At 62.1% G+C, this 14,700-nt stretch carries 15 protein-coding genes and 1 riboswitch; of the genes, 7 read left to right on the top strand and 8 right to left on the bottom strand.

The features are described 5' to 3' along the window. Nucleotides 1-14: 14 nt before the first annotated feature. Nucleotides 15-102, bottom strand: a riboswitch (cyclic di-GMP riboswitch). A gap of 148 nt (nt 103-250) precedes the next feature. The 7 genes from BN3266_RS06840 to fabG all read right to left on the bottom strand — a co-directional run bounded on the left by BN3266_RS06840 (nt 251) and on the right by fabG (nt 6,384). Further along, nucleotides 251-1,054 (bottom strand): acetyl-CoA carboxylase carboxyltransferase subunit alpha, encoded by an 804-nt coding sequence (locus BN3266_RS06840; protein ID WP_059004542.1) that lies wholly within the window; start codon nt 1,052-1,054, stop codon nt 251-253. Nucleotides 1,055-1,066: 12 nt separating this feature from the next. Then, nucleotides 1,067-1,912 carry an acetyl-CoA carboxylase, carboxyltransferase subunit beta gene (gene accD, locus BN3266_RS06835; RefSeq protein ID WP_242861733.1) on the bottom strand — a complete coding sequence of 282 codons (846 nt, stop codon included), beginning with the start codon at nt 1,910-1,912 and terminating at the stop codon, nt 1,067-1,069. A gap of 3 nt (nt 1,913-1,915) precedes the next feature. Then, nucleotides 1,916-3,289: an acetyl-CoA carboxylase biotin carboxylase subunit gene (accC, locus tag BN3266_RS06830; protein ID WP_059004541.1), complete on the bottom strand. Its 1,374-nt coding sequence runs from the start codon at nt 3,287-3,289 to the stop codon at nt 1,916-1,918. Nucleotides 3,290-3,343: 54 nt separating this feature from the next. After that, nucleotides 3,344-3,778, bottom strand: coding sequence for a 3-hydroxyacyl-ACP dehydratase FabZ (gene fabZ, locus BN3266_RS06825; protein WP_021658226.1), 435 nt, complete (start codon nt 3,776-3,778; stop codon nt 3,344-3,346). A 61-nt stretch (nt 3,779-3,839) separates the two neighbouring features. Beyond that, nucleotides 3,840-4,253, bottom strand: a complete 414-nt coding sequence (gene accB / locus BN3266_RS06820; protein ID WP_059004540.1) for an acetyl-CoA carboxylase biotin carboxyl carrier protein — start codon at nt 4,251-4,253, stop codon at nt 3,840-3,842. A gap of 103 nt (nt 4,254-4,356) precedes the next feature. Continuing rightward, nucleotides 4,357-5,589, bottom strand: a complete 1,233-nt coding sequence (fabF, locus tag BN3266_RS06815) for a beta-ketoacyl-ACP synthase II (RefSeq protein WP_059004539.1) — start codon at nt 5,587-5,589, stop codon at nt 4,357-4,359. Nucleotides 5,590-5,622: 33 nt separating this feature from the next. Beyond that, entirely contained in the window at nt 5,623-6,384 is a 762-nt protein-coding gene (gene fabG, locus BN3266_RS06810; protein WP_059004538.1) for a 3-oxoacyl-[acyl-carrier-protein] reductase, read from the bottom strand. A 370-nt stretch (nt 6,385-6,754) separates the two neighbouring features. Here fabG and fabD point away from each other — a divergent pair, with 370 nt between their 5' ends. Together fabD and BN3266_RS06800 are read left to right on the top strand one after the other, a co-directional pair. Beyond that, nucleotides 6,755-7,681 carry an ACP S-malonyltransferase gene (gene fabD, locus BN3266_RS06805; protein WP_059004537.1) on the top strand — a complete coding sequence of 309 codons (927 nt, stop codon included), beginning with the start codon at nt 6,755-6,757 and terminating at the stop codon, nt 7,679-7,681. Nucleotides 7,682-7,716: 35 nt separating this feature from the next. After that, nucleotides 7,717-8,181, top strand: a complete 465-nt coding sequence (locus BN3266_RS06800) for a MarR family winged helix-turn-helix transcriptional regulator (protein ID WP_021658346.1) — start codon at nt 7,717-7,719, stop codon at nt 8,179-8,181. A 520-nt stretch (nt 8,182-8,701) separates the two neighbouring features. On the opposite strand, the gene BN3266_RS06795 is transcribed toward BN3266_RS06800, so the two are convergent. Next, nucleotides 8,702-9,313, bottom strand: a complete 612-nt coding sequence (locus BN3266_RS06795; RefSeq protein ID WP_059004536.1) for a hypothetical protein — start codon at nt 9,311-9,313, stop codon at nt 8,702-8,704. 356 nt (nt 9,314-9,669) lie between these two features. Between BN3266_RS06795 and BN3266_RS06790 the strand changes: the two genes are divergently transcribed. From BN3266_RS06790 to BN3266_RS06770, 5 genes are all read left to right on the top strand, one after another. Continuing rightward, nucleotides 9,670-10,026 carry a hypothetical protein gene (locus tag BN3266_RS06790; protein ID WP_059004535.1) on the top strand — a complete coding sequence of 119 codons (357 nt, stop codon included), beginning with the start codon at nt 9,670-9,672 and terminating at the stop codon, nt 10,024-10,026. Nucleotides 10,027-10,103: 77 nt separating this feature from the next. Then, nucleotides 10,104-12,098, top strand: a complete 1,995-nt coding sequence (locus BN3266_RS06785; RefSeq protein WP_059004534.1) for a hypothetical protein — start codon at nt 10,104-10,106, stop codon at nt 12,096-12,098. A gap of 35 nt (nt 12,099-12,133) precedes the next feature. Further along, entirely contained in the window at nt 12,134-12,976 is an 843-nt protein-coding gene (locus BN3266_RS06780) for an ATP-binding cassette domain-containing protein (protein ID WP_059004533.1), read from the top strand. A gap of 15 nt (nt 12,977-12,991) precedes the next feature. Next, nucleotides 12,992-13,627, top strand: a complete 636-nt coding sequence (locus BN3266_RS06775; RefSeq protein ID WP_059004532.1) for a hypothetical protein — start codon at nt 12,992-12,994, stop codon at nt 13,625-13,627. 96 nt (nt 13,628-13,723) lie between these two features. Then, entirely contained in the window at nt 13,724-14,680 is a 957-nt protein-coding gene (locus BN3266_RS06770) for an ROK family protein (RefSeq protein WP_059004531.1), read from the top strand. Nucleotides 14,681-14,700 lie beyond the last annotated feature (20 nt).

Below are 14,700 nucleotides of genomic sequence, written 5' to 3'. Positions count from 1 at the left end.
ATACGGAAGGGGGGAGGTGCAGCCGGCTGCCCTGTCCCCCTGGGGGGAGGTAGGCCCTTGGCTTTGCGTCCCGGTCTTTCGCCCGGTTTGCCCATCTATTCAGTTGAAAAGTCGATATATTTGTATTATAGCAAGTTTGGCGTTGTGAAACAACGGATATTGTCCAAAAATAGTCGGCTTTTTTTAAAATATGCAAAAAGGCGGCGGAATGTGTTCCGCCGCCTGCAAAAGGCAATGGACCGTCGGCGCGTCAGCCGCCGTAGACCCCCATGCTGCGGTACTTCTGGTACCGGTTGTCCAGCAGGGTGCGGGTATTCTGGGTGCAGAGGGCCTCCAGCTCCCGCACCAGCACCTCCTTGACGGCGATGCAGGTCTTGGCCGGGTCGGTGTGGGCCCCGCCCTTGGGCTCGGGGATGATGCCGTCGATGATGCCGAACCCCAACAGGTCGGGGGCGGTCATCTTCAGCAATTCAGCGGCCTGCTCCTCCTTGGAGGGGTCTTTCCAGAGGATGGAGGCGAACCCCCGGGGGGAGATGACCGAGTAGACGGCGTTCTCCAGCATGTAGACCCGGTCGGCCACGGCCAGCCCCAGGGCCCCGCCGCTGCCCCCTTCGCCGGTGATGACGGTGAGGACCGGCACCTTGAGGAACATCAGCTTTTGGATGGAGCGGGCAATGGCCTCGCCCTGGCCCCGCTCCTCCGCCCCGACCCCGCAGAAGGCGCCGGGGGTGTCGACGAAGAGGAGGACCGGCCGCCCGAACTTCTCGGCCTGGTCAAACAGCCGCATGGCCTTGCGGTACCCCTCGGGGTGGGCCATCCCGAAGTTGTAGCGGATGTTCTCCTCGGTGGAGTGGCCCTTGCGGTGGCCCACCACCGTCACGGCCCGGCCGTCCAACAGGCCGATGCCGCCGTAGATGGCCGCGTCGTCGCCGAAGGCGCGGTCGCCGTGAAACTCGATAAAGTCCTCCACCAGGGCGGAGACGTACTGCTCCACGCTGGGGCGGTGGATATTTTTGATGAGCTGCATCCGCTCATAGGCGGTTTTCGGTGCCATGGCGCGCCCTCCTTACTTGCTGTGAATGGCCAGGATCTTTTGCAGGGTCTCCCGCATCTCGGGGCGGGGGACGATCCGGTCCACAAAGCCGTGCTCACAGAGAAATTCTGCCGACTGAAAGCCGCTGGGCAGCTTTTCGCCGATGGTCCCCTCGATGACCCGGCGCCCGGCAAAGCCGATGGTGGCCCGGGGCTCGGCGAGGATGATGTCGCCCTGCATGGCAAAGCTGGCGGTGACCCCGCCGGTGGTGGGGTCGGTGAGAACGGTCACGTAGAGCAGCCCCTCCTGGGAGTGGCGGCCCACGGCGGCGCTGACCTTGGCCATCTGCATCAGGGAGTAGATGCCCTCGTGCATCCGCGCCCCGCCGGAGGCGGTGAAGAGGACGACCGGCAGCTTTTTCTTGGCCGCGTACTCAAAGAGACGGGCCAGCTTCTCCCCCACCACGCTGCCCATCGAGGCCATGAGAAAGTGGCTGTCCATCACCCCGACGGCGGCGGGGTGGCCGCCGATCTTCCCCACCCCGGTGACCACCGCCTCCTGCAGGCCGGTGGCGCTGCGCAGGTTTTCCAGCTTTTCGGGGTAGCCCTTGAACTTGAGGGGGTTGGCGCTGCGCAGCTTGCGGTCGAGTTCGCGAAAGCTGCCCTCGTCGCAGGTCATGGCGATGCGGTCATAGGCCGAGACCCGGCTGCAGTGGCCGCAGAGGGGGCAGACGAAGAGGTTTTTGGCGTAATTTTGCCGCAGCACCTCTTTTTTGCAGCGCTTGCAGACCACCACCTCTTTGGGGTCGCCCTCGTCGTCCTTCTGCGGCTTGAGGAACTGCGAGACGGTGCGGGTCTTTTTGAACATGTCCAGGATCACGGTCTATTCCCCCTCTCCCTGGCGCGAAAACTGGGCCAGGAGATCGCTCTTTTCCAAAAAGTTGGTGTCGAAGTTGCCGGTGGTGAACGCCTCGGAGCTGATAATGGCCATGGAGAGGTCGATGTTGGTGATGACCCCGTCAAAGAGGTATTCGGCCAGGGCGCGCTTCATCCGTGCCAGGGCCTGTTCCCGGCTCTCCCCCCAGACGATCAGCTTGGAGAGCATGCTGTCGTAGTAGGGGGGGATGGTGTAGCCCTGGTAGATGGCCGAGTCCACCCGCACCCCCGGCCCGCCGGGGACATGCAGCCCCTCCACCGTGCCGGGGCGGGGGGCGAAGTTGTGGTAGGGGTCCTCGGCGTTGATGCGGCACTCGATGGCGTGGCCGTGCAGGGCGAGGTCTTCTTGGGCAAAGCCCAGCGCCTCCCCGGCGGCGATGCGGATCTGCTGCTCGATGAGGTCGAGGCTGCAGACCAGCTCGGTGACCGGATGCTCCACCTGGATGCGGGCGTTCATCTCGCAGAAGTAGTAATCCCCCTGCCCGTCCACCAGAAACTCCACCGTGCCGGCCCCCCGGTACCCCGCCTGTTTGGCCACCGCCACGGCGGCGGCGCCCATCTCGGCGCGCTTTTCAGGGGTCAGCAGGGAGGAGGGGGCCTCCTCCACCAACTTCTGGTGGCGGCGCTGGATCGAGCACTCCCGCTCGAAGAGGTGCACCGTGTTGCCGAGCGCATCGGCCAGGATCTGAAACTCGATGTGCCGGGGGTCGGCCACGAACTTCTCGATGTAGACCCGCCCGTCGCCAAAGCTGGCGGCGGCCTCGGCGGCGGCCTCCATAAAGGCGTTTTTCAGCTCTTCCGGCCCATCCACCTTGCGGATGCCCTTGCCGCCCCCGCCGGAGGCGGCCTTGAGCATCACCGGAAAGCCGATCTCCCGGGCGATCCGCTCCACCTCTCGGTATTCGCCCACCGCCCCGTCGGAGCCGGGGGTCACCGGGACCCCGGCCTCCCGGGCGGTCTGGCGGGCGGCCACCTTGTCCCCCAGCAGGGAGATGGTCTTGCTGGAGGGGCCGATAAAGGCGATGCCGCAGTCCTCGCAGGCCTTGGCGAAGTCGGGGTTTTCCGAGAGGAAGCCGAACCCGGGGTGGATGGCCTCGGCCCCGCTGGCCTCGGCCGCCCCCAGCAGATTGCGGATGTTGAGATAGCTGTCCTTGGCCAGCGGCCCGCCGATGCAGATGGCCTCGTCGGCCAGCTGGGTGTGCAGGGCCTCCCGGTCGGCGGTGGAGTAGACCGCCACGCTGGTGATGCCCATGTCCCGGCAGGCGCGGATGATCCGCACCGCAATTTCGCCCCGGTTGGCGATGAGAATTTTAGAAAACATAACGAGAGACCTCCATTGCGCTCGAATCAGATGGCTTGGCGAAGGCGTGTTTGCTTACTGGATGGCAAAGGTCAATTCGCCCGAGGCGGCCTTTTTGCCGTTGACGTAGGCCACCCCTTTGCCGATGCCGATGGGCCCCCGGCGCTTAATGATCTCCACCGACAGCTCCAGGGTGTCCCCGGGGCGGACCGGCTCTTTAAAGCGCACCTTGTCCAGCCCGCCGAAGAGGCCAATCTTCCCCTTGTACTCGGGCAGGGAGAGGATGGCCACCGCCCCGGTCTGGGCCAGCGCCTCCATGGTAAAGACCCCGGGCAGGATGGGGTAGCCGGGGAAGTGCCCGTCAAAAAACACCTCGTCGCCGCTCAGGTGCATCCGCCCGACGGCCCGCACCCCGGGCTCGAGCTCGGTGATCTCGTCGATCAGCAGCATGGTGTTCCGGTGGGGGATGATTTCCTGGATCTGCTCTTTTGTCAGCAACACATCGCTCATATCGTCTGTTTCCTCTCTCAAGGCGGGGCCCCAGAGGGGCCCCGCAAAAATTTGCCAGGTCTTACTGAATGACCATCACCGTCTGGCCGAACTCCACCAGCTCGCCGTTTTGCAGGTAGATGCGGGCCACCTTGCCGTCGCAGGGGCTCTGGATCTCGTTGAGCATCTTCATGGCCTCGACGATGCAGAGGACGTCGCCCTTTTTCACCTCCTGCCCCACGGTGACGAAGGGTTCGTCTTCGGGGGAGGGGGAGCTGTAATAGGTGCCCACGATGGGGGAGGGCACCGGCGTCCCCTCGATGGCGGGGGCGGCAGGGGCGGGGGCAGCGGCCGCTGCGGGGGCGGCAAAGACCGGCGGGGCAAACTCCGCCTTGAAGGAGAACTCTCCCAGGTGCAGTTCTACGGCCGTGGCCCCCTGGGCCTTGGCCTGAGAAAGCAGCTCACTGGCTGCGCTTTGCGCTTCGCGAATATCCATGGTGTTTCCAACCTTTCCAAAAGGGGCGCGCGAGGGGGGAGGCCAGACGCTTCCCCGCGCCGAACTCTGCGGGGCGGCCCCGCTCTTTTTTGGGATGTGCTCTTTACCGGTAGGCCCGAACGACGATGGTGGCGTTGTGGCCGCCGAAGCCCAGCGAGTTGGTCAGGGCCACCTCCACCGGGGTGTGCAGGGCCTCGTTGGGGGTGTAGTCCAGGTCGCATTCGGGGTCGGGCTCCCGGTAGTTGATGGTGGGGGGGATGACCCCGTCGCGCACCGCCAGGGCGCAGACCAGGGCCTCCACCCCGCCGGCGGCCCCCAGCAGGTGGCCGGTCATCGACTTGGTCGAAGAGATGTGCAGCCCCTTCGCCGCCTCGCCGAAGGCCAGCTTGACGGCGTTTGTCTCAAAGGCGTCGTTGATGGGGGTGGCGGTGCCGTGGGCGTTGAGGTAGTCCACCTGTTCGGGGGTGACCCCGGCGTCCGCCATGGCCAGCTGCATGGCGCGGCAGGCCGCCTCGCCCGAGGGGTCGGGGCTGGTGATGTGGTAGGCGTCGGAAGAGGCGCCGTAACCGGCCAGCTCCCCGAGGATCTCGGCGCCCCGGGCCTTGGCGTGCTCCTCGCTCTCCAGCACCAGGATGCCGGCGCCCTCGCCCATGACGAACCCGGCGCGGCGGGCGTCAAAGGGGACCGAGGCGGCGTCGGGATCCTCGCAGGTGTTGAGGGCGTGCATGTTGGAGAACCCGGCGATGGCCAGGGGAACGATGCAGGCCTCCGCCCCGCCGGCCACCATGCAGTCGGCATAGCCGTGGCGGATCAGGCGGAAGGCCTCGCCGATGGCGTGGGCCCCGCTGGAGCAGGCGGTCACCGGGCAGTAGCTGTCGCCCTTGGCTCCAAAGCGCATGGAGATGCGGGCCGCCGCCATGTTGGAGATCATGGTGGGGATGAAGAAGGGGGAGACCCGGCCGGGGCCCTTGGTGAAGTACTTCTCAAACTCGTCGCAGAAGGTCTCCATCCCGCCGATGCCCGAGCCCACGATGGTGCCGAAGCGGTAGGGATCGGTGTTCTCGGGGGTGATGCCGCTCTGTTCCATGGCTTGGCAGGCGGCGGCCAGCGCGAACTGGCAGAACCGGTCCATCTTCCGGGCCTCTTTTTTCTCGATGTAGTCGGTGGGCTCAAACTCCTTGACCTCGGCGGCCAGGGTGGCCTTGAACCCCTCGGTGTCAAAATGGGTGATCTTGCCGATGCCGTTTTTGCCGGCAATCAGGTTTTTCCAAAAGGTCTCGATGTCGTTGCCGATGGGGGTGATGGCCCCCATGCCGGTGATCACTACGCGGTTCATACAAATCCTCCGTCTTTTCTGTCTGGATGGGGGCTACATGGCCAGCCCGCCGTCTACGATGAGAACCTGGCCGGTGATGTAGTCGGCCGAGGGGGAGCAGAGAAAGGCCACCGCCCCGGCAATGTCCTCCACGGTGCCAAAGCGCCCCAGGGAGATGGAGGCCTTGGCCCCCTCCACCACCTTTTCGGGCAGGGTCTGGGTCATGGCGGTCTCGATGAAGCCGGGGGCCACCGCGTTGCAGGTGATGTTCCGGCTGCCCAGCTCCTTGGAGATGGTCTTGGTCAGGCCGATGAGCCCCGCCTTGGAGGAGGCGTAGTTGGCCTGGCCGGCGTTGCCGTACACCCCGGCCACCGAGGAGATGTTGACGATCTTCCCCCGGCGGGCCCGGGTCATCCCCTTGGCGCAGAGTTTGCTCATGTAAAAGGCCGAGTAGAGGTTGACGTTGAGGACGGCCGAGAACTGCTCCGGCTTCATCCGCAGCAACAGCCCGTCCTTGGTGATGCCGGCGTTGTTGACCAGCACCGCCACCGGCCCGTGCGCGGCGGTGATCTCTTCCACCGCCTGCTCACAGGCGCCGTAGTCGGAGACGTCCCAGGGCTTGGCGATGACCTTTGCGCCGGCCGCCTCGCAGGCCTCGATGGTCTCCCGGGAGACCGGCAGGTCCAGCTCCTCCTGCGAGATGCTGTTGATGATGAGGTCAAACCCCTCTTTCGCCAGCCGTTTGCAGATGGCGGCGCCGATCCCGCGGGAGCCGCCGGTGACCAGCGCCAGGGGGCGCTTATTCTCGTGTTCCATTCTCAAAACCCTCGTTTCTTCTGGATGATCGGTTTGTCCACCCGCCCCGCCGACTGGCGGTGGGAAACGGGGCCGCCCCGGGCGATTCCCGGCGGCAAAACCTCTTTTTATTTTACCATAAAATTGACAGAGGCAGTACCGGTTGCGCGAAAAGATGCAAAAAAAATTTACATTTCCCGGCAACCGCGGCGGCGCGAAAAATGCTTCGATTGACAAACTAATTGTTTTTCATTATAATGGGGGCCACAGTGTTTGTCAACTTTTTCCCAACGCCTCTGGCGGCGGGGGCCCTGCCGCCCCGCACAGGGGCTGTTGGGCGGGCCGGCTGTTTGCAGCGCCGGCCTCCCTTTTATAATAGGAGGAATGAACGATGAGCCAAATCACCCTGCTGTTCCCCGGACAGGGCGCCCAATTCACCGGCATGGGGCAGGACCTCTGCCAGGCCTACCCCGAGGCCAAGGCGGTCTTTGACCTGGGCAGCCAGGTCACCGGCCGCGACCTGGCCGCCCTCTGCTTTGAGGGGGACGAGGCCACCCTGGCCAAGACCGAGAACGCCCAGCTCGCCATCTTCGCCCACTCGATGGCGGTGACCGAGGTGCTGCGGGCGAGAGGGATCGCCTTTGAGGCGGCGGCCGGCTTCTCCCTGGGTGAGTGCAGCGCCCTCTGCGCCGCCGGGGCCTGCACCCTGGAACAGGGCTTTGCCCTGGTGGCCGCCCGCGGCCGCCTGATGGGGGAGGCGGCTGCCGCCCAGGGCGGCGCCATGGCCGCTGTCATGGGGCTGACGCCCGAGCAGATCGCCGACTGCTGCCGACAGATCGAGGGATATGTGCTGCCGGTGAACTTCAACTCCCCGGCCCAGACGGTGATTGCCGGCGACCCGGCGGCGGTGGCGGCGGCCTGCGCCCGCTGTGCCGAGGCGGGGGCCTCCCGCACGGTGCCCCTCAAGGTCAGCGGGGCCTTTCACACCCGGTACATGGAGCCCGCCTCCGACGCCCTCTACGCCGAGCTGGAGGGGTTTGCCTTCGCCGACCCGGCCCTGCCGGTCTACGCCAACGGCACCGGGGAGCCCATCCCCGCCGGCGTCGACCTGCGCGCCCATCTGGCCCAGCAGATGAAGGGCCCGGTGCAGTGGGTCAAGACGGTGGAGAACCTGGTGCGCGACGGCCACCTGCTGGGGGCCGAGTGCGGCCCCGGCAAGGTGCTCACCGGCAACGGCCGCCGCATCAGCCGGGAGATGAAGGTGAAAAACCTGCAGACCGCGGCCGACGTGCAGAAATTTCTCGACGAGCAGGCCTAAAACGGCCACACCCAACAGAGAGAGGAGGGGAGCGGGTGCCCTGTTCCCAGCAGATCAACCACTTTTTGACCGCCATCTTTCAAAACATCCTCTCGGTGGAGGAGGGGTTTGTCCACAATGCCCTCAAGGACCGGCGGGTGACCATTACCGAGATCCACATCCTCGACCAGATCGGGCCCGAGGGGGCGCGGCGGATGGGGGACGTGGCCGAGAGCCTGGGGGTCACCCTCCCCACCCTCACCGCCTCGGCGGAGCGGCTCTGCCGTAAGGGGCTGGCGGTCAAGGCGCGCGACGGCGTCGACCGGCGGGTGGTCAACATCTCCCTCACCGCCGCCGGAAAAGAGGTCTGCCGGCTGCACAGCGAGTTTCACCAGCGGCTGGTGGCGCGGGTCACCCAGGGGCTGGAACCCGGCGACCTGCCGGCGTTTACCCGGCTGCTGGAGCAGGTCAACGGCTTTTTTGAGGAGCTGGCCGCCGAGGGGGGCGCCCTCCTCGGCTGACGGGCCCTTTCCGGCCTTTCAAGCCGTTTGGCATCGCCCCTAAAAATATAGGTCCAGCGAAACACGGCGGCACAGGGACTGCAAGCGCGGTCCCTGTGCCGCCGTCTCCGTCTCCGTCTGTCACAACGCCGGGGGGACAAGGGGACGACATCTCTTCCGCTGTCGTCTGCCGCCGGGCTGCGCGGTAAAAAAGCGGTCTTTTTTCAGCCGACCGGGGCTGCGGCCGCCGGGAAAAGCGCGGTGCGATTCCGGTGGCCGCATTTTGTTAAAATGGTGTGAATGGGGGCAAAAAGACGCTTAAAATGGGCCAAAATGTGTGACTTACTAACCGTTTTTGGTTAAATTTTTCATTTTTTCCTATTTTTTCTGAAAAATGATTGACAAAAATGAATGGAGGAGGCTATACTGAAATTCCAGACCGATGCGTTTTCAGTAGAGACGCCGCGGTTTGGTATAAGACTGCAAGAGAGAGCGCCTGGGACAGAAATGCCCCAGGCGCTCTCTCTTGCGAAGATAATCCTTATTTGGCGGTCAGATCCATTCCCAATTCGTCCACTTGGGGAACGGCTCCCGTCTTGTCGTTTTCCGCTTCCCAAAAGGCGCGGTAGAGTTCGTCGGCCTCCTCACTGTGAAAGTCCACGATATAGTTTTTTCCGTCTTTTCCGGTGATCCACTCACACTCCAGGGGACCGTATTTGTCCTGCCGCTCCAATACGAAGTGAAAGCGGTCGTTGTCATACAGCATATAGCGGACAAAGCTCTCCCCCTCTTTGCCGGGGATGGCGAGCCGGCAGTCGTAGAGATAAACCTTCTCTTCGGGGGGCAGGTTTCCGGTTGCCGCAGCGCCGTCCCGCAACGCCGCCTCCACCATGTACATCTGCCCGATATTGGGGACCGAGATGGTGGCGGTGTCCGTCTGGCGGGGTTGGTCGCTGTTTTCCTGCAGCAGTTGCTGCCAGTATTTTTGGGTGTCGGCATAGGCGTTTTCCTGGGAGTTGCCCTCCTCCGTGTAGGCGTTTTTTCGCTGTTTTTCAAATAGCTGCTCCCGGTTGGAAAAGATCGTCACCCCGACAACTGTGACGACAATGCCCAAAAACAAAAGCTGCAGGCCGAACTTGAGTCCCTTTTTCATGGCGCTTGACCTCCTTTTCGGTGGGAAACGACACACCTCTTGTACCTTAAACATACCACAAGACGGGAATTGGAAAATACGGGCATTTTGCACAAATATAATCCAAAAAGTTGTATTTGTGAGTATAAAACAAAAATTCGACAGGTTTCGACTTTTATTCTAACAATTGCCTTTGCAAACTGGACAATAGCGATAGTTGCCTCTGTAAATTATATATAGTATACATAAAATAATTAAAAGTTATAAAAAAATGGGCATATTGACTTTTCTTGCTAAAACGATATACTGAAATCAGAAACAGCGCTGTTTGGTAGAGAAAGGTTTGTTGACAGGGAACTCTGGAAAGGAGAAGGAAGATGAAAAAGACAAGTGTCAAAAAGTGGTTTGTTGCGGCGACGGCGGCGGCAATGCTCCTTCTGGCCTTTGCCGGCACCGCCCTGGCGGGAAAATGGTGGGCGGTAAAGACGGCGACGGGGAACTACACGACGTACTCGGCTTGGTCGAACACGAGCTCGTATGTGGCTGCACATGTGGAACAGGCCGGCTCTGACTCGGGGACACTCTATCTGAGAGGGGTCGGCAGAAACAATGGCGATAGCACCCCTCAGCTCAGCATGTCGGATATGCGGAGCTGGCAGGGTTATCTCCTCACTGACCAGTACCGGGCTGCCCTGTGGGGCGCGGGCACAGGAACGGGGTATGTAGCAGTCTGACAGGTTACCTTGCAAAATCCAGGGGGCCCCCTGGATTTTGCGCGTTTGGGAGATGTGGTTAAAAGGAGGGCTTTTCTATGCTGCAGATGACCAAAAACAGCTTGCGCCTGTTTTTTCGCAATATCGCGCTGGTTCTGGCCTTTGGCGCGGTTCTGGCCGCGCCCCACCTGTTGATGCTCCCCCGAATGGATTCGCTTGTCTCCCTGGGGGCCGGCCAAATAGCCAGCTATCACTTTGCGAGCCTGCTCCTGCAGCAGGCGGGCCTCTTCTTTTTGCTCTTCGCCTTTATCGGCTATGAATTTTTCTCCCGGTCAAAAAGGGCCTTTTTGCTGGAGACGGTCAAGACCTGTCCCAACGGCCACCTTCGGCTTTTGGGCGCGCAGTTTCTGGCCATGGAGTTGTTGCTCCTTGCCGCCGTTGTCAACGTGAGCCTCTATTTCGTCTTCGGCGTCGCCTTCACCGGCAATACCCAGGGGCCGGTCGTCGCCAACCTGCTGCTCTCCCTTGTTCTCTACTTCCTCCTCTCGGGGACGGTGGCGCTGTTGCTGGGGTGCGTGTTGGCCCTCTGCGCCGGGCGGATGGCGGCCTACGGGGTGATGGTCCTCTGGAGCTACCTGGCTTCCGATCTCCCCTATATGGTTTTGACCAGCTTGCAGGAGAAGATCGGCCCCGCGGCCTACTGGCTGCGGGACCTGCTGGGCGTCTGCTTTGCGGGGGAGGGGTTTGTGGACCCGGCCTACGGGCTCCCGGTGGAGTGGTATCGCTTTGCCCTGGTGTTTTTCTGGGTGTTGGCGCTGGGCGCCGTCGTCCTCATCTTTACCCGCCCCTCTCCCCCCAAAAACAGACGCTGGGTCGCGGTGGGGATGGCGGCCCTCTCCCTTTTTTGCCTGACAGCCTATCTCTGCAAACAGGGGTATCGCCCCATGGACTCGCGGATAGACGGGCGGATGGTCGACTCCTACTATTCGTACGCCGACGTGCAGCCCAGGGAGGAGCCGGCGGGATTCGCCGTTTCCGCCTGTGAGATGGACCTGCGGGTTGGCGATGGGCTGAAGGCCCGCGTCGTGCTGGACCTGGAGCAGACAGAGGGGCTGGCAGGGCTGAAGTTTACCCTCTACCACGGCTACCGGCTGCAGGCGGTGACGGACGGGGCGGGCAACCGCCTCCCCTTTGAGCGGGAGGGCGATTACCTGTATGTCCCCCAGGATGCCGGGACGCCCCTTTCCCAGTTGACCTTTTCCTACGGCGGCATGTCGGGGGAGTTTTATTCCAACGCGCAGGGGATCCATCTGCCCGGCTACTTCCCCTACTTTCCGATGGAGGGGTATCACCGCCTGGACGGGGGACTATCGGGCGAGTTTGCGCCGGGCGCCCGCGAGCCGCATCTGACTGAAAGCCGCCCCATCACCCTGCGCCTGCAGACCCGGCTGCCGGTCTTTGTCTCGCTGCCGCAGCAGCCCGACGGCAGCTATGCGGGGCTGTCCACAGGGGCGACCATCTTTGGCGGCCAGTACGTGCGCGGGCCTTTGGGAAGTTACGACGCGGTCATGCCCCAGATGTCGGCATACCCCTTTTATGTGGATGGATTTGAAGAGGCGCTGGAGCGCTTGGGCGGCCAACTGGGCGTCGACCTCTCCCAAAAGTTTAGGGACAAACCCCTCTTTGTCTCCCCCCAGGGCTTTACGAGAGGCGAAAAAAGTTGCTATATTGAAATGGAGGACTGCTATGTCATCCTGGGGGCGCTGGCGCCGCGGCCGATCACCAACGTGATCAAGATGTTGGCGGGGAGCAACTTGGAAAAGCAGCACGTGGCCTACCTCACCCACCTCTACCTGGACGTGGGCATGCGGGACGACTTTATCGCCTATTTCACGGGAAAGTGGGACGGCTCCATTCCCAACGAATTTGCCGGTGATCTGGGTCCTGCCGGGTACAAGGAGATGTATCAGACGTTTATGGACGCCATTGAAAAAAATGGCGAAGACGCCGTTCTGAAACAGGTGGGTGCCTATTTGACAGATGACGGTGACACGCGAGACCGCTACACCTTTGTCAACAGCTTGATGGAGTAGCGGCACACGGCAAACAGATGGAGGAGGGTCCAGCCATGTTGGAAATGAAGGCCGTACAGAAGAGTTTCAAGAAAAAAATGGTCCTCAAGGGGATCGACTGTGAAATCGGCGAAGGGGTATATGGCCTCCTGGGCCCCAACGGCGCGGGGAAGACCACCTTGATGCGCTGCATCGTCGGCCTGTACAGCTTGCAGGGGGGACAGATCCTCTTCGATGGAAAAGACGTGGCGAAAAATGGCGATTTGCTCGCCCGTATCGGCTATCTGCCACAGAAGTTTGGGCTTTTCAAAGAGCTGAAAGTCTACAATATGATGGAGTATTTTGCCACCCTCAAAAACATCCCCAAGGAAGAGCAGCGGCCCGCTATCGAAAAGAGCTTGGAGATCGTCAATCTCAGCGAGCGCATGGGGGATCGCGTAGGGGCGCTGTCCGGCGGGATGATCCGCCGGTTGGGCATTGCACAGGCTGTGCTGGGAGAGCCGGAAGTGATCCTTTTTGACGAGCCGACAGCGGGCTTGGACCCAGAGGAGCGGATGCGTTTTAAAAATATCATAGCTTCCATTAAAAAAGGGCGGACCATCTTGATTTCCACCCATATTGTAGAGGATGTTGAGGCAGTTTGTGATCACATTCTGGTGATGGACAACGGCTTGATCGTTGGTGCAGGCACCGACAGTCAGGTGCGGGCAGCGGCGCAGGGCAAGGTCTACTTGATACCAGAGCAGGAAAAGCTCCCCGCCGGAAGCTATATTGAAAAGCGACTTGAAGGGGAGGAGGGGGTCCTTTTGCGTGTTCTGTCCTCCGCCCCCCTAGCTGGGGCGAGGGAAGCAGCGCCCACAGTCGAGGATGGCTATATGTCGATGATCAAGCGAATTTGACGGGGAGGGGATTTTGTGGTCCGCCTGGTCTACCTTCGGTTTCGCGCCATGGGGAAATTGTATTTTGTTGTGCCGCTCGGGCTGTTCGTCCTGTTGCCGATACTCTGCTGGTTGGCCTACCAGCAGCCCGGAAATTCGGCCTATTTGGATGTGGCCGATTACCTGGAGCAGCTGGGTGTACTGCTCTGTGTCTGGTGGCCCTGTGCAGCTTTGAAAGAGGATATGGAGGGCGATGGCAACGAGTTGCTTTTCATGTATATGGGCAAAAAAGGGCGTAGGCCGGTTTGCGATTTGGCCAATATCGGCTGGTATCTGCTCCACTTTTGGCTCATAGGTTCGATGTTGCTGTTGGTAGATGGGCGCTACGGGATGTTTCTCGTCCGCACAACGGGGCAGATCGTATTTATTTGGAGCGCTTGCTATCTTTTGATCGGACTGCTGCAGTCGACCGCCATTCCCCTGATGCTATCTGTGGGGTATTTTTTGGGCGGACATTTAATAGAGGCCGATGTGCGTGGAAAGCTGACGATTTTTGAACCGGCCTTTCAAGTCACCTGGCAGTTGGTGCAGCAGAAGACAACGATACTTCTGTGCATCGGCTTGGTTTTCTGTGCTGTGGCCCTCGCCCTTATGAGACGCCCTGTCAAATAGATGAGAATGGGATTCGAGCTTTTTCACATTGGGTTGTGAAGAAGCTCCTTTTTCTTTATAATAGAAGAAAAGACGAGGGGAAAGGACGGAAGCGACATGGCCTACTATGTAGGGATCGACCTGGGGGGGACCAACATCGTGGCGGGGGTGGTGGATGAGCACTGCCGGATCCTCGCCAAGGCGGAGACCAAGACGAGGGCGCCCCGCCCGGCGGAGGAGATCTGCGCCGACATGGCGGCCGTCTACCGCCAGGCAGTGGCGGCGGCCGGTCTCGCGGAGGGGGCGATCGACTGGATCGGCGTGGGCTCTCCCGGGGTGATCAACAAGGCGGCCGGCCAGGTGGAACTGGCGGCCAATCTGGGCTTTCAGGGGGCGCCGGTGCGGCAACTGCTGCAGGCGCTCACCGGCAAATCGATCTACGTGGACAACGACGCCAACGCCGCCGCCTACGGCGAGTTTTTGGCCGGGGTGGGCCGGGGCGCCGACAGCCTGGTGATGATCACCATCGGCACCGGCATCGGCGGGGGGATTATCCTGGGCGGAAAGATCTGGTCGGGCTTTCGCTACGGCGGGGCCGAGCTGGGACACATGGTCATCCGCGCTGGGGGGAGGCGTTGCACCTGTGGCAGAGAGGGCTGCATGGAGGCTTACTGTTCCGCCACCGGCCTCATCCAGACCACCCGCGAAGCCATGGAGGGGGCGCCGGACTCCCTTCTCTGGCAATTTGGCGGCGATTTGGACGGGGTCTCGGGGCGAACGGCCTTTCAGGCGGCCGATCGGGGGGACGCGGCGGCCCAGGCGGTGCTCGAGTGCTATATAGACGACTTTGCCTGCGGGGTGGCCAACGTCATCAACCTCCTTCAGCCCGAGGTGATCGCCATTGGCGGCGGCATCTCCCGGGAGGGGGAGCGGCTGGTGGGTCCCATCCGGGAGCGGGCACTGCGGGTGGTGATGTCCCGCCACTCCCCGCAGAACACCCGCATCCTCCCCGCGGCCTTGGGAAACGACGCCGGGATCATCGGCGCGGCCTTCCTGGGCAGAGAGGGACAATAGGTAAAAAAGGGCGGTTTCGA

The sequence above is a fragment of the Bittarella massiliensis (ex Durand et al. 2017) genome, from assembly GCF_001486165.1.
In the GTDB taxonomy this organism is placed as follows: Bacteria; Bacillota; Clostridia; order Oscillospirales; family Ruminococcaceae; genus Bittarella; species Bittarella massiliensis.
Note: the sequence above shows the minus strand (reverse complement) of the source record. Positions and strands in the feature narration are given on the sequence as shown.